At 71.5% G+C, this 16,902-nt stretch carries 14 protein-coding genes; 11 read left to right on the top strand and 3 right to left on the bottom strand.

Going from position 1 to position 16,902, the window contains the following annotated elements; genetic code table 11:
* The first annotated feature begins 69 nt into the window (after positions 1–69).
* Both IF78_RS0127010 and IF78_RS0127005 read left to right on the top strand, forming a co-directional pair.
* The gene (locus IF78_RS0127010; RefSeq protein WP_031478812.1) at positions 70–1,194 is read left to right on the top strand and encodes a lipid II:glycine glycyltransferase FemX; all 1,125 of its coding nucleotides are present in this window, start codon (positions 70–72) and stop codon (positions 1,192–1,194) included.
* A gap of 158 nt (positions 1,195–1,352) precedes the next feature.
* Complete coding sequence (locus IF78_RS0127005; protein ID WP_031478811.1) at positions 1,353–2,324, top strand: EamA family transporter; 972 nt, start codon at positions 1,353–1,355, stop codon at positions 2,322–2,324.
* Positions 2,325–2,393: 69 nt separating this feature from the next.
* Here the strand turns inward: IF78_RS0127005 and IF78_RS0127000 are convergent, their stop codons facing one another.
* Positions 2,394–3,083, bottom strand: coding sequence for a DUF6882 domain-containing protein (locus IF78_RS0127000; protein ID WP_031478810.1), 690 nt, complete (start codon positions 3,081–3,083; stop codon positions 2,394–2,396).
* Positions 3,084–3,230: 147 nt separating this feature from the next.
* On the opposite strand from IF78_RS0127000, the gene IF78_RS0126995 reads away from it, so the two are divergent.
* The 9 genes from IF78_RS0126995 to IF78_RS0126955 all read left to right on the top strand — a co-directional run bounded on the left by IF78_RS0126995 (position 3,231) and on the right by IF78_RS0126955 (position 13,964).
* Positions 3,231–4,025 (top strand): TIGR03084 family metal-binding protein, encoded by a 795-nt coding sequence (locus IF78_RS0126995; RefSeq protein WP_031478809.1) that lies wholly within the window; start codon positions 3,231–3,233, stop codon positions 4,023–4,025.
* The gene (locus IF78_RS0126990; RefSeq protein ID WP_031478808.1) at positions 4,022–5,725 is read left to right on the top strand and encodes an acyclic terpene utilization AtuA family protein; all 1,704 of its coding nucleotides are present in this window, start codon (positions 4,022–4,024) and stop codon (positions 5,723–5,725) included. The genes IF78_RS0126995 and IF78_RS0126990 overlap by 4 nt, the downstream gene beginning before the upstream one ends.
* Positions 5,722–7,320 (top strand): acyl-CoA carboxylase subunit beta, encoded by a 1,599-nt coding sequence (locus tag IF78_RS0126985; protein WP_031478807.1) that lies wholly within the window; start codon positions 5,722–5,724, stop codon positions 7,318–7,320. The genes IF78_RS0126990 and IF78_RS0126985 overlap by 4 nt, the downstream gene beginning before the upstream one ends.
* 5 nt (positions 7,321–7,325) lie before the next feature.
* Entirely contained in the window at positions 7,326–9,167 is a 1,842-nt protein-coding gene (locus tag IF78_RS0126980) for an acetyl/propionyl/methylcrotonyl-CoA carboxylase subunit alpha (protein WP_031478806.1), read from the top strand.
* 81 nt (positions 9,168–9,248) lie between these two features.
* Entirely contained in the window at positions 9,249–10,382 is a 1,134-nt protein-coding gene (locus IF78_RS0126975; protein ID WP_031478805.1) for an acyl-CoA dehydrogenase family protein, read from the top strand.
* Between the two features lie 37 nt (positions 10,383–10,419).
* A complete protein-coding gene (locus IF78_RS0126970) occupies positions 10,420–11,997 on the top strand; it encodes a 4-coumarate--CoA ligase family protein (RefSeq protein WP_031478804.1) in 1,578 nt (525 codons plus the stop codon).
* Positions 11,994–12,728, top strand: coding sequence for an enoyl-CoA hydratase family protein (locus IF78_RS0126965; RefSeq protein ID WP_031478803.1), 735 nt, complete (start codon positions 11,994–11,996; stop codon positions 12,726–12,728). Before IF78_RS0126970 ends, IF78_RS0126965 begins: the two co-directional genes overlap by 4 nt.
* A complete protein-coding gene (locus tag IF78_RS0126960) occupies positions 12,716–13,348 on the top strand; it encodes a TetR/AcrR family transcriptional regulator (protein ID WP_031478802.1) in 633 nt (210 codons plus the stop codon). The genes IF78_RS0126965 and IF78_RS0126960 overlap by 13 nt, the downstream gene beginning before the upstream one ends.
* A 34-nt stretch (positions 13,349–13,382) precedes the next feature.
* On the top strand, positions 13,383–13,964 hold the full coding sequence (locus IF78_RS0126955; RefSeq protein ID WP_031478801.1) for a CpXC domain-containing protein: 582 nt from the start codon (positions 13,383–13,385) through the stop codon (positions 13,962–13,964).
* A 32-nt stretch (positions 13,965–13,996) separates the two neighbouring features.
* Here the strand turns inward: IF78_RS0126955 and IF78_RS0126950 are convergent, their stop codons facing one another.
* Positions 13,997–15,250: a serine/threonine-protein kinase gene (locus tag IF78_RS0126950; protein WP_037641351.1), complete on the bottom strand. Its 1,254-nt coding sequence runs from the start codon at positions 15,248–15,250 to the stop codon at positions 13,997–13,999.
* A gap of 218 nt (positions 15,251–15,468) precedes the next feature.
* A complete protein-coding gene (locus IF78_RS0126945; RefSeq protein WP_031478799.1) occupies positions 15,469–16,569 on the bottom strand; it encodes a citrate synthase 2 in 1,101 nt (366 codons plus the stop codon).
* Between the last annotated feature and the right edge of the window lie 333 nt (positions 16,570–16,902).

Below are 16,902 nucleotides of genomic sequence, written 5' to 3'. Positions count from 1 at the left end.
GTGAGGCCGCCAGGCGTCGTGCATAGGCTGGCAGATCGCCCCATCCCGGCCACCGACAGGAGCCCACCCGTGCCCCTCCGCCTCCAGCCCATCAGCCGCGACGAACACCTCGCCTTCGTCGCGTCCCGCCCCTCCGCCAGCCATATGCAGGTGCCCTCCTGGGGTGAGGTGAAGCCCGACTGGCGGGCGGAGAGCCTCGGGTGGTTCGACGAGGCGGGGCGGCTGGTGGGAGCGGCGCTGGTGTTGTACCGGCCGCTTCCGAAGGTGAGGAAGTACCTCGCGTACCTCCCCGAGGGCCCCCTCATCGACTGGCACGCCCCCGACCTCGGCGAACGCTGGCTCGAACCGATGCTCGCCCACCTCAAACGGCAGGGCGCGTTCTCGGTCAAGATGGGCCCGCCCGTCGTCGTACGCCGCTGGAGCGCCGATGCGGTGAAGGCGGCCATCGCCGACCCGGCCGCCCGGCGACTGCGCGACGCGGAACCGACGTCGTGTGAACCGGGCGCCCTCGACATCGCCGAGCGGCTGCGACGGGCCGGCTGGCGGCAGACCGAGCCGGGCAGCGAGGAGGGCTTTGCCGCGGGGCAGCCGCGCTACGTCTTCCAGGTGCCGTTCGCCGGACGGTCGCTGGACGACATCCACCGCGGCCTCAACCAGCAGTGGCGGCGCAACATCAAGAAGGCCGAGAAGGCCGGCGTGAAGGTCGTGCGGGGCGGCTACGAGGATCTGCCCGCCTTCTACGCCCTCTACGCCGAGACCGCCGAGCGGGACCGTTTCATCCCGCGTCCCCTCCCGTACTTCCAGCGCATGTGGACCGCGCTCACCGCCGAGCACCCCGACCGCATGCGGCTCTACCTCGCCCAGCACGACGGCGACACCCTCGCCGCCGCCACCATGATCACCGTCGGTGACCACGTCTGGTACTCCTACGGCGCCTCCACCGGCCGCAGGCGTGAGGTCCAGCCCAACAACGCCATGCAGTGGCGCATGATGACCGACGCCCACGAACTCGGCGCCTCCGTCTACGACTTCCGCGGCATCACCGACACCCTCGAGGACTCCAACCACCTGCTGGGCCTGCTGCGGTTCAAGGTGGGCGCCGGGGGTGAGGCCGTCGAGTACCTGGGGGAGTGGGACTTCCCGCTCAACCGGCTGCTGCACAAGGCGCTGGATCTGTACATGGCGCGGCGGTAGGGACCGGTCCTTCCCGTCCACACGTGGTGCGGCACGGGGCGCCTCTCGTCCACACGTGGTGCGGCACCGGGCGCCTGTCGTCCACATTCCGGGACAGTGGCATAACGGGTTCACACACCTGACGAGGTCCACTACCCTGGACTCGGCAGTACAGCACGATGAACACGCCGAGCCGAGCCCCTGGAACGCCCGTGAGCACCCCCGACGCCGCCGCCACGCCCACCTCACCGTCCCGCACGCGGGCCGTCCCTGAGTCGACGGCCGGTGCCCCGCGTCGTTGGGGCTCGCTCGGTCCCGTGGGTCTGGTGCTCGCCGGCGGGGTCTCGGTGCAGTTCGGCGGTGCCCTGGCGGTGAGCCTGATGCCGCGCGCCGGTGCGCTCGGCGTGGTGGCGCTGCGGCTGCTGGTGGCGGCGGTGGTCCTGCTGCTGGTCTGCCGGCCCCGGCTGCGCGGTCACTCCCGTACCGACTGGGGCACGGTGATCGTCTTCGGCATCACGATGGCCGCGATGAACGGCCTCTTCTACCAGTCGGTCGCCCGCATCCCGCTGGGGCCCGCGGTCACCCTGGAGGTGCTCGGCCCGCTCGCGCTCTCCGTCCTGACCTCGCGCCGTCTGATCAACGTCGTCTGGGCCGGACTCGCCCTCGCCGGTGTCTTCCTCCTCGGCGGCGGAGGCTTCGAGAGTCTCGACCCCGTAGGTGTCGCATTTGCCCTGGGGGCCGGCGCCATGTGGGCGGCATACATAGTCTTCAGCGCCCGCACCGGCCGCCGCTTCCCGCAGGCCGACGGGCTGGCACTCGCGATGGCTGTGGGCGCCGTACTGTTCCTGCCCCTGGGAATCGCCGAATCGGGCACGAAGCTCATCGACCCGGTGACCCTCGGGCTGGGCGCGGCCGTGGCGATCCTCTCCTCGGTCCTCCCCTACACCCTCGAACTCCTCGCCCTGCGCCGCATGCCCGCGCCGACCTTCGCGATCCTGATGAGCCTCGAGCCCGCCGTCGCGGCGACCGCGGGGTTCCTCATCCTCGACCAGGCGCTGTCCGCGGCCCAGTCCGTCGCGATCGCCCTCGTCATCGCGGCGAGCATGGGGGCGGTGCGGACGCAGGTGGGGCGGGGGAAGGCGAAGCCCTAGTGGTCTACGGCCGCGTGGGTGTGCCGCGGCCCCCACGCCCCACCTCCCACCGCCCCCTCCGCTACGCGCTCAAGGCAGGACCTTGACGTCCACACCCGCGATCCGGCCCAGGGAGTCGAAGCCCACCGCGACCGTGTCGCCGCCGGGCAGGTCGGCGACGATCCGGTCGCCCTCGATGCGGTGAGGCACCTCGTGGTGGTCGAAGTAGCCGTGCACCACCTGCCGGGCCGAATGCCCGATCAGTCCCGCGCCGGTGAGCAGCGTCCGCGGCAGCGAGACGGTGTCCAGGCCGGCGCGGGGAATCCGCGGATCGTCGGGCAGGAAGTAGACCTGCGTGCCCGGGCCCGCCGGAACGCCGATGTAGCCGGGCGCCCCGACCATGCCCATCCCGGTGAAGGCGAGCGTCTCCGCCGCGCGCCGGGGGTCTTCGAAACCGGAGAGATCCAGGGTCTCCTCGGTCAGTTCGGCGATGCCGTGGGTCCGTCCGTACCGCTCGACCGCGCCGGTCGGGGCAACCACGTCGGTGCCCCGCAGTCCGGGGTTCGCCCAGCCCCACATCCAGGAACGCTCGTCCATGTCGTACGTGCCGAGCACGGCCACGCGCAGCTCCAGCTCCCCCTGCCGGTACAGGCAGGACGACAGGTCGGCGGTCCACGGTCCCTCGGGCAGGAACGCCGTGAGGGCCTGGAGTTGGGCCGCACCCCATGCGGCATGCCGTTCGGCCTCCAGGAGGAAGGCATCGCTGAATTCACTCGCCATGGCCTCACCCTATGAGGTCGAAACGGGAAACCGATTAATGCAAGCACGCTTGCTTGTTTCTAGTGGCGCTGCCATGCTCCTCAGCACACCGCACCACCCCGCATGCCGCACCACCCCGCACACCGCCGTGCCCGAGGGGAGCGCACCGTGTCCGATCCGACGCCCGTCTTCGACGATCTGCGTGCGGAGAGTGAGGAACTCGACCGACTCGTGGCCGAGTTGAACCCCGAGCAGTGGGCACTTCCCACGCCCGCCCCCGGCTGGAGCGTCGCCCACCAGATCGCGCACCTCGCCTGGACGGACCACTCGGCCCTGCTGGCCGTGACCGACACGGACGCCTTCCACACGCTGGTGGAGAAGGCGCTGGTGTCGCCGGGGTCGTTCGTCGACGAGGGGGCGGCGGAGGGGGCCGGACTGCCGCCCGCCGAGTTGCTGACGCGGTGGCGGGAAGGGCGGGCCGCCCTCGACGCGGCGTTGCGCGAGGCACCGCAGGGCGTGAAGTTTCCCTGGTACGGGCCACCCATGTCGGCAGCCTCCATGGCCACGGCCCGACTCATGGAGACCTGGGCCCACGGGCTGGACGTCGCCGACGCACTGGGTGTGGTGCGCACACCCACCGATCGGCTCAGGCATGTGGTGTGGATCGGCGTACGGACCCGGGACTTCGCCTTCGGCGTGCACGGACTCCCCGCGCCTCTCGACGACTTCCGCATCGAACTCGTCGCGCCGTCCGGTGAGTTGTGGACATACGGCCCCGAAGACGCCCCCCAGCGCGTGACCGGCCCGGCGCTCGATTTCTGCAGGCTCGTCACCCAGCGCGCGCACCGCGTCGACCTCGCCCTGCGCGCCGAGGGCCCCGACGCCGACCGCTGGTTCGACATCGCCCAGGTCTTCGCGGGCCCACCCGGCCAGGGCCGCACGCCGAAGGGAGCCGCGCGGTGACGCCCGCGCCCCGCCCGCTGCGGATCGGCAACGCCTCCGGCTTCTATGGCGACCGCTTCGACGCCATGCGCGAGATGCTCACCGGCGGCGAACTGGACGTCCTCACCGGCGACTACCTCGCCGAGCTCACCATGCTGATCCTCGGCCGCGACCGGCTGAAGGACCCCGGCGCCGGATACGCGCGCACCTTCCTGCGGCAGCTGGAGGAGTGCCTCGGCCTCGCACACGAGCGGGGCGTCCGTATCGTCACCAACGCGGGCGGCCTCAACCCGGCCGGACTGGCGGACGCCGTACGGAAGTTGGCCGACCGCCTCGGCGTCCCCGTCCATGTCGCCCACGTCGAGGGCGACGATCTGAAGGCCCGGTATCCGGACAGCCTCGCCGCCCACGCCTACCTCGGCGGCTTCGGTATCGCCGCCTGCCTGCGGGCGGGCGCCGACATCGTCGTCACCGGGCGGGTGACGGACGCGGCCCTGGTCACCGGGCCCGCCGCCGCCCACTTCGGGTGGGAGCCGGGGGAGTACGACCGGCTCGCGGGCGCCGTCGTCGCCGGTCATGTGCTGGAGTGCGGGGCGCAGGCGACCGGCGGCAACTACGCCTTCTTCGACCAGTTCCGGAGGAGCGGTGGCGACCTGCGCCGCCCCGGCTTCCCGCTCGCCGAGCTCCACGAGGACGGCACCTGCGTCATCACGAAACACCCCGGCACCGGCGGCCTCGTCGACGTCGGCACGGTGACGGCCCAGCTGCTGTACGAGACGGCTGGTGCCCGGTACGCCGGGCCGGACGTCACCGCCCGCCTGGACACCGTACGGCTCACACCGGACGGCCCCGATCGCGTCCGCGTCGAGGGCGTACGAGGCGAGGCCCCGCCCCCGACCCTCAAGGTCGGCGTCAACCGCCTCGGCGGCTTCCGCAACGAGGTCGCCTTCGTGCTCACCGGTCTCGACATCGAGGCCAAGGCCGCCCTGGTGCGCGAGCAGCTGACGGAGGCGCTCGCCAAGTCGCCGCCCGCCGACGTCCGTTGGGAGCTCGTGCCCACCGACCGGCCCGATGCCCCGACCGAGGAGACGGCGAGCGCCCTGCTCCGGCTCGTCGTGCGCGACCGGGACCAGGAGGCCGTCGGACGGGCGCTGAGCGGGGCCGCCGTCGAGCTGGCGCTCGCAAGTTACCCCGGCTTCCATGTGCTCGCGCCACCCGGAAAGGGCTCGCCCTATGGGGTCTTCGAGGATGTGTACGTCCCCCATGGTGCCGTCGACCATGTGGCCGTCCTCCACGACGGACGCCAGGTTCCTGTGCCGCCGGCCCACGACAGCCTCGTACTCGACGACGTACCGGAGCCACCTCTCCCGCAGCCGCTGCCGCCCGGGCCCACCAAGCGCGCCCCCCTCGGCCGCGTCGCCGGCGCCCGCAGCGGCGACAAGGGCGGCAACGCCAACGTCGGCGTCTGGGTGCGGACGGACGACGCCTGGCGCTGGCTCGCGCATGAGTTGACGGCCGACCGATTCCGGCAGCTGATCCCAGAAAGCCGCCAGCTGAAAGTCACCCGGCACCTTCTCCCCAACCTCCGCGCCCTCAACTTCGTCGTCGAAGGCATCCTCGGCGAGGGTGTCGCCGCCCAGCACCGCTTCGACCCGCAGGCCAAGGCCCTCGGCGAATGGCTGCGCTCCCGCCACCTGGACATCCCGGAGACCCTGCTGTGACCGTCCTGCCGTCCGCCCTGGACACCACGAACCCCGACTACCGGGCCAACCGCGAGGCCATGCTCGCCAAGCTCGCCGAACTCGACGCCGAGCACGCCAAGGCGCTCGCGGGCGGCGGGGAGAAGTACGTCGAACGGCACCGGGGGCGCGGCAAGCTGCTCGCCCGTGAGCGCATCGAGCTGCTCCTCGACCCCGACACGCCCTTCCTGGAGCTGTCCCCGCTGGCCGCCTGGGGCAGTGACTACACGGTCGGCGCGTCCCTCGTCACCGGCATCGGGGTCGTCGAGGGCGTGGAGTGCCTGATCACCGCCAACGACCCGACCGTGCGCGGGGGAGCGAGTAATCCCTGGTCGCTGAAGAAGGCCCTGCGCGCGAACGACATCGCCCTCGCCAACCGGCTGCCCTGCATCAACCTCGTCGAGTCGGGCGGCGCCGACCTGCCCTCCCAGAAGGAGATCTTCATCCCCGGAGGCGCCGTCTTCCGGGACCTGACGCGGCTGTCGGCGGCCGGGATCCCGACCGTCGCGGTCGTCTTCGGCAACTCCACGGCCGGCGGCGCGTACGTCCCCGGCATGTCCGACCACGTGATCATGGTCAAGGAGCGCGCCAAGGTGTTCCTCGGCGGCCCGCCCCTGGTGAAGATGGCGACCGGCGAGGAGAGCGACGACGAGTCGCTGGGCGGTGCGGAGATGCACGCGCGCGTGTCGGGTCTCGCCGACTACTTCGCGGTCGACGAACCGGACGCGATCAGGCAGGCGCGACGCGTCGTAGCCCGCCTCAACCACCGCAAGGCGTACGGCGATCCGGGCCCCGCCGATCCCCCCAAGTACGACACGGACGAGCTCCTCGGCATTGTCCCCGGCGACCTGAAGACCCCCTTCGACCCGCGCGAGGTCATCGCCCGGATCGTCGACGCCTCCGACTTCGACGAGTTCAAGCCGATGTACGGGACGAGCCTGACCACCGGCTGGGCGGCGCTCCACGGCTACCCGGTCGGCGTGCTGGCGAACGCGCAGGGTGTCCTGTTCTCCGAGGAATCGCAGAAGGCGGCCCAGTTCATCCAGTTGGCGAACCAGCGCGACATCCCACTCCTCTTCCTGCACAACACCACCGGCTACATGGTCGGCAAGGAGTACGAGCAGGGCGGCATCATCAAGCACGGCGCGATGATGATCAACGCGGTCAGCAACAGCCGCGTACCGCACATCTCCGTCCTCATGGGCGCCTCCTACGGCGCCGGCCACTACGGCATGTGCGGCCGCGCCTACGACCCCCGTTTCCTGTTCGCCTGGCCCAGCGCCAAGTCGGCCGTCATGGGCCCGCAGCAGCTCGCCGGCGTGCTCTCGATCGTCGCCCGGCAGTCGGCCGCCGCGAAGGGGCAGCCGTACGACGAGGAAGGCGACGCCGCCCTGCGCGCCATGGTCGAGCAGCAGATCGAGTCCGAGTCGCTGCCGATGTTCCTGTCCGGGCGGCTGTACGACGACGGCGTCATCGACCCGCGCGACACCCGCACCGTCCTCGGCCTGTGCCTGTCCGCCATCCACACCGCCCGCTACGAGGGCGCGCGGGGCGGCTTCGGCGTCTTCCGGATGTGAGGCAAATGATTTCGACTCTGCTCGTCGCCAACCGGGGCGAGATCGCCTGCCGCGTCTTCCGCACCTGCCGTGAGTGGGGAATCCGGACGGTCGCCGTGCACTCGGACGCCGACGCGAACGCCCTCCACGCGCGCGTGGCCGACGCCGCCGTACGGCTGCCGGGTGCGGCGCTCTCCGCGACGTATCTGGACGGCGACCTGATCGTGAAGGCGGCCGTGGCGTCCGGCGCGGACGCCGTGCACCCCGGCTACGGCTTCCTCTCCGAGAACGCCGACTTCGCCCGTGCCGTCCTCGACGCCGGGCTCGTCTGGATCGGCCCGCCGCCGGAGGCGATCGAGGCGATGGCGTCCAAGACGAGGGCGAAGGAGCTGATGGGTATCGCGCCCCTGGGCGAGGTCACCGAGGCCGACCTGCCCGTGCTGGTCAAGGCGGCCGCGGGCGGCGGAGGGCGCGGAATGCGTGTCGTGCGCCGTATGGCCGAGCTGACCGCCGCCCTGGAGAGCGCACGCGCCGAGGCCGCGAGCGCCTTCGGCGACGGCGAGGTCTTCGTCGAGCCCTACGTCGAGAACGGCCGCCACGTCGAGGTGCAGATCCTCGCCGACACCCACGGCACGGTCTGGGCGCTCGGCACCCGCGACTGCTCCCTCCAACGCCGCCACCAGAAGGTGATCGAGGAGTCCCCGGCGCCCGGACTCTCCGTGCAGCTCACGGCCGAGCTGCACGCGCTGGCCGTACGCGCCGCACGTGCCGTCGACTACGTCGGCGCCGGAACCGTCGAGTTCCTGGTGGCCGGCGACACGGCGCACTTCCTGGAGATGAACACCCGCCTCCAGGTCGAACACCCGGTGACGGAGGCGGTCTTCGACCTCGACCTGGTCGCGGAACAGATCCGCGTCGCCGAGGGCCACGCCCTCCCGGCCGACCCGCCCCACGCGCGTGGCCACGCCGTCGAGGCCCGCCTCTACGCCGAGGACCCGGCCCGCGACTGGGCCCCGCAGACCGGCACCCTGCACCGCTTCGCCGTACCCGGGAGCGTCCGGCTGGACACCGGCTTCACCGACGGCGACGAGATCGGCGTCCACTACGACCCGATGCTCGCCAAACTCGTCGCACACGCCCCCACGCGCGCGGACGCGATCCGCAAGCTCGCGGGCGCCCTGGAGCGGGCGACGATCCACGGCCCGACCACCAACCGGGACCTTCTCGTCCGCTCCCTGCGCCACGAGGAGTTCACGACCGCCCGCATGGACACGGCCTTCTACGACCGCCACCTCACTTCCCTGACCGAGCCGACCCCCGACCCGCACGCCCCCCTGGCCGCCGCCCTCGCCGACGCCCACGGCCGCTCCCGCTTCGGCGGCTGGCGCAACGTTCCGTCACAGCCGCAGGTCAAGCACTACGCGATGGCGGGCGAGGAGATCGAGGTCCACTACCGCCACACACGGGCGGGCCTGGAGGCGGACGGGGCGCGCGTCGTCCACGCCGACGCGAGTCGCGTCGTACTCGAAGTGGACGGCGTACGAAGGACCTACGAGGTCGCGAGGTACGGCGACGAGATCCACGTCAACGCCACCCACCTCACCGCACTGCCCCGCTTCCCGGACCCGACAGCCCAGCACGCCCCGGGTTCCCTCCTCGCCCCCATGCCGGGCACGGTCGTCCGCGTCGCCGAGGGCCTGACCATAGGGGCCGCCGTACAGGCCGGAGAGCCCCTGTTGTGGCTGGAGGCGATGAAGATGCAGCACAAGATCTCAGCGCCGGTCACAGGGATGCTGAGCGCTTTGCACGCTGTACCTGGTCAACAAGTGACGGTCGGCTCACTGCTGGCGGTAGTGCAAGAAACCTAGGGGCGCGGGGCTGTATTGATATGCGGCTACCGCCGCGTGAGCGCGACCAGCCACGACGAACCCGCAGCCCGAAGGAGTCCCATGACCACCCACGTCGAAACCGATGAACACAAGGCCCTACGGTCCGCAGTATCCGCCCTCGGCAAACGCCACGGCCGCACCTACGACCGAGAAGCCCTCTGGTCCGAAGCCGCCAAGCTCGGCTACCTCGGCGTCAACCTGCCGGAGGCACACGGCGGGGGAGGCGGCGGAATCGCCGAACTCTCCATAGTCCTGGAGGAGTTGGGAGCCGCAGGCTGCCCGCTGCTGATGATGGTCGTGTCTCCTGCCATCTGCGGCACAGTGATCGCCCGCTTCGGCACAGACGCCCAAAAAACGCACTGGCTCCCCGGCCTCGCCGACGGCACCCGCACCATGGCCTTCGGCATCACCGAACCCGACGCCGGCTCCAACAGCCACCGCATCACGACAACGGCACGCAAAGACGGCGCCGACTGGCTCCTCAACGGCCGCAAGGTCTTCATCTCCGGCGTCGACATAGCCGACGCGACCCTCATAGTCGGCCGCACGGAAGACGCCCGCACCGGCACGCTCAAGCCCTGCCTCTTCATCGTCCCGCGCGACGCCGAAGGCTTCACGCGCCGTCAGATCGACATGGAACTCCACGCCGCCGAGAAGCAGTTCGAGCTGACCCTCGACGACGTACGGCTCCCCGCCGACGCGCTCGTCGGCGACGAGGACGCCGGCCTCCTCCAGCTCTTCGCCGGCCTCAACCCCGAACGCATCATGACGGCCGCCTTCGCGATCGGCATGGGCCGCTACGCCCTCGCCCGTGCCGTCGAGTACGCGCGCGACCGCACCGTCTGGAAGGCCCCCATCGGCGCCCACCAGGCCATCGCGCACCCCCTCGCCCAGGCGCACATCGACCTCGAACTGGCCCGCCTGATGATGCAGAAGGCCGCCTACCTGTACGACGCCGGAGACGACGTCGGCGCGGGCGAGGCCGCCAACATGGCCAAGTACGCGGCCGGGGAGGCCTGTGTGAAGGCCGTCGACCAGGCCGTGCACACCCTCGGCGGCAACGGCCTCACCCGCGAATTCGGCCTCGCCTCGTTGATAACCGCCGCGCGCGTGTCTCGTATTGCTCCGGTGAGCCGGGAGATGATTCTCAACTACGTCTCCCACCAGACCCTGGGCCTGCCCAAGTCTTACTGACCGGCACCCGTCCGGCACCGTGTCGCGAGGAGGAACCGTGTTCCGCAGCGAGTACGCAGACGTCCCGGCCGTAGAACTCCCTATCCACGAGGCCGTACTGGGCCGGGCCGCCGAGTTCGGGGACGCCCCCGCGCTCATCGACGGCACGGACGGCACCACCCTCACCTACGAGCAGCTCGACCGCTTCCAACGGCGCGTCGCCGCCGGTCTCGCCGAGGCCGGCATACGCAAGGGCGACGTCCTCGCCCTGCACAGCCCCAACACGATCGCCTTCCCCACGGCGTTCTACGCCGCCACGCGCGCGGGAGCCTCCGTCACCACCGTGCACCCGCTCGCCACACCCGAGGAGTTCGCCAAGCAGCTCAAGGACTCGGCGGCCCGCTGGATCGTCACCGTCTCACCGCTGCTGGAGACCGCACGCCGGGCCGCCGAACTCGCGGGCGGCGTGCGGGAGATCTTCGTGTGCGACAGCGCGCCCGGACACCGGTCGCTCATCGACATGCTGGTGTCCGCCGCCCCCGAACCACGGGTCGACATCGACCCCGTGGCGGACGTCGCGGCCCTGCCGTACTCCTCGGGCACCACCGGCATCCCCAAAGGCGTGATGCTCACCCACCGCCAGATCGCCACCAACCTCGCCCAGCTCGAACCCGCGATATCGGCCGGTCCCGGTGACCGCATCCTCGCCGTACTGCCCTTCTTCCACATCTACGGCCTCACGGCCCTGATGAACGCCCCCCTGCGTGTGGGCGCCACGGTCGTCGTCCTGCCCCGCTTCGACCTGGAGACCTTCCTCGCGGCCATCCAGAACCACCGCATCACCGGCCTGTACGTGGCCCCGCCGATCGTCCTGGCCCTCGCCAAGCACCCACTGGTCGAGCGGTACGACCTGTCGTCCCTGAAGTACGTCATCAGCGCCGCCGCGCCCCTGGACGCGAACCTCGCGGCCGCCTGCTCGCAGCGCCTCGGCCTGCCACCGGTCGGCCAGGCCTACGGCATGACGGAACTGTCCCCCGGCACCCACGTCGTCCCGCTCGCCGCCATGAACGACGCGCCCGCCGGAACCGTCGGCAGGCTCATCGCCGGCACCGAGATGCGCGTCGTCTCCCTCGACGACCCCGACAAGGACCTCGGCGTCGGCGAGGCCGGCGAGATCCTCATCCGCGGACCCCAGGTCATGAAGGGCTACCTCGGCCGCCCCGACGCCACCGCCGCCATGATCGACCCCGACGGCTGGCTGCACACCGGCGACGTCGGCCATGTGGACGCCGACGGCTGGCTGTTCGTCGTGGACCGCGTCAAGGAACTCATCAAGTACAAGGGCTTCCAGGTGGCCCCCGCCGAACTGGAGGCCCTCCTGCTCACCCACCCCGGCATCGCGGACGCGGCGGTGATCGGCGTCTACAACGACGACGGCAACGAGGTCCCGCACGCGTACGTGGTCCGCCAGCCGTCCGCCACCGACCTCTCCGAAGGAGAGGTCATGATGTACGTCGCCGAACGCGTCGCCCCCTACAAGCGGGTCCGCCAGGTCACCTTCATCGACGGGGTGCCACGGGCCGCCTCCGGGAAGATCCTGCGCCGCGAACTGCGGGCCCTCAGGGAGGCCACATGACACTGATCGTCCGCACGCGCGCGCGGGGCGTCGAAACCCTCACCCTCGACTCCCCGCACAACCGCAACGCCCTCTCGGCGGCGCTCGTGCGCGAGCTCGCCGACGCGCTGACCGACTGCGCCAAGGACGCCGACGTACGCGCCATCGTCCTCACCCACACCGGCAACACGTTCAGCGCGGGCGCCGACCTGCGCGACCCCCCACCCCCGGACGGACTGGTGGCGTTGCTCCGCCAGATCGTCGAACTGCCCAAACCCGTCGTCGCCCGGGTCACCGGCCACGTACGCGCGGGCGGCCTGGGCCTCCTCGCCGCCTGCGACATCTCGGCGGCGTCACCCCAGGCCACCTTCGCCTTCACGGAGGTCCACATAGGCGTGGCCCCCGCGGTGATCTCACTGCCCCTCCTGCCCCGCACCGACCCCAGAGCCCTGGCCCGCTACTACCTCACCGGCGAACGCTTCACCGCCCCGGAGGCGGCCCGCATCGGCCTGCTGACGACACACGGCGACGACGTCGACGAGACCCTGACCCCCGTCCTCGACGGCCTGCGCCGGGCCTCCCCCCAGGCCCTGGCCGAGACGAAGGCGCTGCTCACGGCTAAGGTGCTGGAAACCTTCGACCGGGACGCGGCCGACCTGACCGCGCTCTCGGCCCGGCTGTTCTCCTGCGCGCAGGCCCGCGAGGGGATGACGGCCTTCCTCGAAAGACGGGATCCGGAATGGGTGGTGTGAGCACGGTCGGCGACCGCACGGACCGAGCGGACCGGGCCGACCGCGTACCCAAGCAGGACCGCAGCCGCGCCACCCGGCAGCGGCTCCTGGAAGCCGCCGTGGCCTGCCTCGCCGAACACGGCTGGGCGGGCTCCACGGTCTCCGTCGTCGCCGAACGCGCCGGCGTCTCCCGCGGCGCCGCCCAGCACCACTTCCCGACCCGCGAGGACCTGTTCACGGCGGCCGTCGAGTACGTCGCCGAGGAACGCTCGACGGCGCTGCGGGCCCTGTTCCCCGAGGGCGAGGCGGGAGACCGCCGGGCGGTGGTCTCAGCACTGGTCGACCTCTACACCGGCCCCCTGTTCCGTGCCGCCCTGCACCTGTGGGTGGCCGCGTCGAACGAGGAGCAGCTACGCCCCCGGGTGACGGAGCTGGAGGCCCGAGTGGGCCGCGAGACCCACCGGATCGCCGTGGACCTGCTGGGCGCGGACGAGTCGCGACCGGGCGTACGGGAGGCGGTCCAGGGCGTGCTGGACATGGCCCGTGGCCTGGGGCTGGCCAACCTCCTCACGGACGACACCGCCCGCCGCGATCGCGTGGTGGCGCAGTGGGCGGTGCTGCTGGAGGAGGCCCTGGGCTGAAGGCGTTGTCAGTGGCAGGGCCTACGGTTCGGGCATGGGTGATCACTTCCAGACGATCGTCGACCTCGAGGCGGGCCCGCAGCAGGCGCCGCGCCTGGCGGAGCGCGTTCTCGAGTGGCTGGTGGCCGAGGGAATCGTGCTCGCCGAGCGCACGGACTGTGTTCTCGGTCCGCCGCTCGGCCATCCTCCGGGACCGAACTGGCAGCGGGCCGTGGGGCCGGACGACGCCGACGGGGACCCCTGGGACGGCCTCGCCGTGTACACCGAGCGCACCGTCTTCCATGGCGGGCAGGGCGGGCCGGAGGCGGTGACCTGTCCGCGCTGTGGCACCACCACCCGGTTGATCACCGACCAGTGGGAGCTGATAGACGCCGCCTGGGCGCCGTTCCGCGAGGCCATCAGTGCCTGGCACAAGGCGGGCGAGGCCATGGTCGACTGCCCCGCCTGCGCCGAGGCCGTCCCGCTGCCCGACTTCACTTGGGCCGACGACTACTTCGCCTTCGCCCACCTCGGCTTCGAGTTCTGGAACTGGCCCGAACTCACCCCTGAGTTCCGCACCCGAATATCCGAGCTGCTGGACGGTCACCGGTTGGCGGATCTGTGGGGCAAGCTCTGACCGGCGACGCCCGGCAGGCCGCAGACCGGCCGTCAGTCGTCCTCGTCACCGTCGTCGTCCTGCCGCACATCGCTTTGCCTCCGCTGCTCCGCGCTCGATTCCACCGCGGGGTTCGGGGAGGCGGTCGGGGACGGACTCGACGTCAGCGAGGTCGCCGATGCGGACGCGCTCGGACTGGTCGGTGCCTCGGACTTCGAGCCCTCCGTGCCGGTGTTGTCGGGGGAGAACCACAGCATGCCGAGCAGCATCGCGATCACGAAGAGCACCGCTCCGGCAGCCGTGGCGACCACACGCCGGGCCCCGCTCCGGGACCGGGACCTGGATCTGCCGATGGACGCCGCCCCTCGGGCGGACGGCAGCATGTAGGTCGTAGGCGTGCTGGTCTCACCCACCTGCTGTGACCCGGCAGCGGACGCCGACGCGACCGTCGATGGCCGCGACGGCGAAGCCGCGTCGGGCAAAGGCTCGGGTCGCCCCTGCCAGGCGCCGCCCGTGAACCAGTCGGCCGCCTGCTGGGCGGTCGGCCGGTGCTCGGGGTCCTTGGCGAGCAGGCCGAGGAGGTAGCTCTCGAAGGCGGGCGGGAGGTCCGGGACACCCAGCTCGCGGGGCGGCACGGGGGCGGCGTCCAGGTGCTTGTGCAGGATTGCGACCGCCGTGTCGGCATGGAAGGGCGGACGGCCGGTCAGGAGCTGGTACAGGACGCAGCCGAGTGCGTAGACGTCGGAAGGCGGGCCCGCCGGCTGGCCCAGCGCCCGCTCAGGGGCGAGGTACAGACTCGTGCCGACGATCTGCCCCGTGGCCGTGAGCGCGGCTCCGGGATCGTCCAGGAAGCGGGCGATCCCGAAGTCGCCGATCTTGAGGGTGCCGTCGGCGTCCAGGAGCAGGTTGCCGGGCTTGATGTCCCGGTGGACGATGCCCTGACGGTGCGCCGCCGCCAGCCCGGCGGCGGCCTGGGCGGCGATACGGGCCACACGCTCGGCCGGCAGCGCGCCGGAGCGGGCCAGTGTCCGCGCGAGGCTGTCGCCCTCGACCAGCTCCATCACCAGATAGAGCCGGTTGTCGTGCTCGCCGAAGTCCCGGACGGCGACCACGTTCGGATGGTCGATCCGCGCCGCGGTCTGGGCCTCCAGCCGGAAGCGGGAGGTCGCGGTGGGGTCGGAGTCCTGGGGCAGGAGCAGCTTGACGGCCACGTGCCGGGCGAGCGTCTCGTCGTACGCCCGCCAGACCTCCCCCATCCCACCGCGCCCGATCGACTCGCTCAGCCGGTAGCGGCCCGCTATCAGCACTTGTTACCCATCCCCATGCCGTGAGACGTCCTGATCGCCGCAGGCCATAACTCACCACGCAGGACGGGGTGATGGGGGGTGCCGCAGCCGCCCCAGCATACTGGCGGAGCGGATCAGTCACGTTCCGTGTGCGGTCTTCACTGGCATGGGAGGGACACGCGCGTGGGGGCTCAGTCACCCGATGCCCGAGCCCCTCAGCGCCTCAGCCCTTCAGTCCCTCAGTGCGCTATGTCCCCGTAGCCCTCGACCTCGCGCGGATCGCGCGGGCCGGGACCTATGTAGCGCGCGGACGGGCGGACCAGGCGGCCGGTGCGCTTCTGCTCCAGGATGTGCGCCGACCAGCCCGCCGTACGGGCGCAGGTGAACATGGACGTGAACATGTGCGCCGGGACCTCGGCGAAGTCCAGGACGATGGCGGCCCAGAACTCCACGTTCGTGGCGAGGACACGGTCCGGACGGCGGGCATGGAGCTCCGCCAGCGCGGCCTTCTCCAGGGCCTCGGCGACCTCGAAGCGCGGCGCACCGAGCTCACGGGCCGTACGGCGCAGCACGCGCGCGCGTGGGTCCTCGGCGCGGTAGACGCGGTGGCCGAAGCCCATGAGCCGCTCGCCCTTGTCGAGGGTCTGCTTCACATACGCCTCGGCGTCGCCGGTGCGCTCGATCTCCTCGATCATGTGCAGGACGCGGGAGGGGGCCCCGCCGTGCAGCGGGCCGGACATGGCCCCGACGGCGCCGGAGAGCGCCGCGGCCACATCGGCGCCGGTGGAGGCGATGACGCGGGCCGTGAAGGTGGAGGCGTTCATGCCGTGCTCGGCGGCGGACGTCCAGTAGGCGTCCACGGCGGCCACGTGCTTGGGGTCGGGCTCGCCCCGCCAACGGATCATGAAGCGCTCGACGACGGACTGCGCCTTGTCGATCTCGCGCTGCGGAACCATCGGCAGGCCCTGGCCGCGCGCGGACTGCGCGACGTAGGACAGGGCCATGACGGCGGCCCGGGCCAGGTCCTCGCGGGCCTGCTCCTCGTCGATGTCCAGGAGCGGTTTCAGCCCCCACACGGGCGCCAGCATGGCGAGCGCGGACTGGACGTCCACGCGGATGTCGCCGGAGTGCACGGGGATCGGGAAGGGCTCGGCGGGCGGCAGACCGGGCCGGAACGCTCCGTCGACCAGCAGTCCCCACACATTTCCGAACGAGACGTGGCCGACCAGGTCCTCGATGTCGACGCCCCGGTACCGGAGGGCGCCGCCCTCCTTGTCCGGTTCGGCGATCTCCGTCTCGAACGCGACGACTCCTTCGAGCCCGGGTACGAAGTCGGACATCAGGCGGCTCCTCATGATGTGTGCGACAGGTGGGGTTGTGGGTGGGACGACCACATGTCAGTCGGCAGAGATTTATGTACGCCGATGGATCCACGGTCACGGGCTCGGTTCGGCTTCGGAGCCCAGGCTTGCGGGCGGCCTTCGAACCGAGCCTCGGCGGACTCGCGGTCCGGGGGCGTACCCCTGTGATGCCCCGTGCGGCTGGCGGTCATCCAACCGCGACGGCAACAGCACGATATCCCCGAGTGCCACCCTTGGGGAGGCCTTGCGGCACTCAGTGCCATGCAGTGACGAAGGACACCGTCCCCGACGCCGCCCGCCCCATACGGCAAG

The sequence above is a fragment of the Streptomyces bicolor genome, assembly GCF_000719285.1.
Taxonomy (GTDB): Bacteria; Actinomycetota; Actinomycetes; order Streptomycetales; family Streptomycetaceae; genus Streptomyces; species Streptomyces bicolor.
Note: the sequence above shows the minus strand (reverse complement) of the source record. Positions and strands in the feature narration are given on the sequence as shown.

Bases quoted from the DNA above. Each gene is read 5' to 3' on its own strand.
- IF78_RS0127005 (WP_031478811.1), top strand. From the start codon at position 1,353: ATGAACACGCCGAGCCGAGCCCCTGGAACGCCCGTGAGCACCCCCGAC.
- IF78_RS0127000 (WP_031478810.1), bottom strand. From the start codon at position 3,083: ATGGCGAGTGAATTCAGCGATGCCTTCCTCCTGGAGGCCGAACGGCAT.
- IF78_RS0126980 (WP_031478806.1), top strand. From the start codon at position 7,326: ATGATTTCGACTCTGCTCGTCGCCAACCGGGGCGAGATCGCCTGCCGC.
- IF78_RS0126975 (WP_031478805.1), top strand. From the start codon at position 9,249: ATGACCACCCACGTCGAAACCGATGAACACAAGGCCCTACGGTCCGCA.
- IF78_RS0126965 (WP_031478803.1), top strand. From the start codon at position 11,994: ATGACACTGATCGTCCGCACGCGCGCGCGGGGCGTCGAAACCCTCACC.
- IF78_RS0126960 (WP_031478802.1), top strand. From the start codon at position 12,716: ATGGGTGGTGTGAGCACGGTCGGCGACCGCACGGACCGAGCGGACCGG.
- IF78_RS0126955 (WP_031478801.1), top strand. From the start codon at position 13,383: ATGGGTGATCACTTCCAGACGATCGTCGACCTCGAGGCGGGCCCGCAG.
- IF78_RS0126945 (WP_031478799.1), bottom strand. From the start codon at position 16,569: ATGTCCGACTTCGTACCCGGGCTCGAAGGAGTCGTCGCGTTCGAGACG.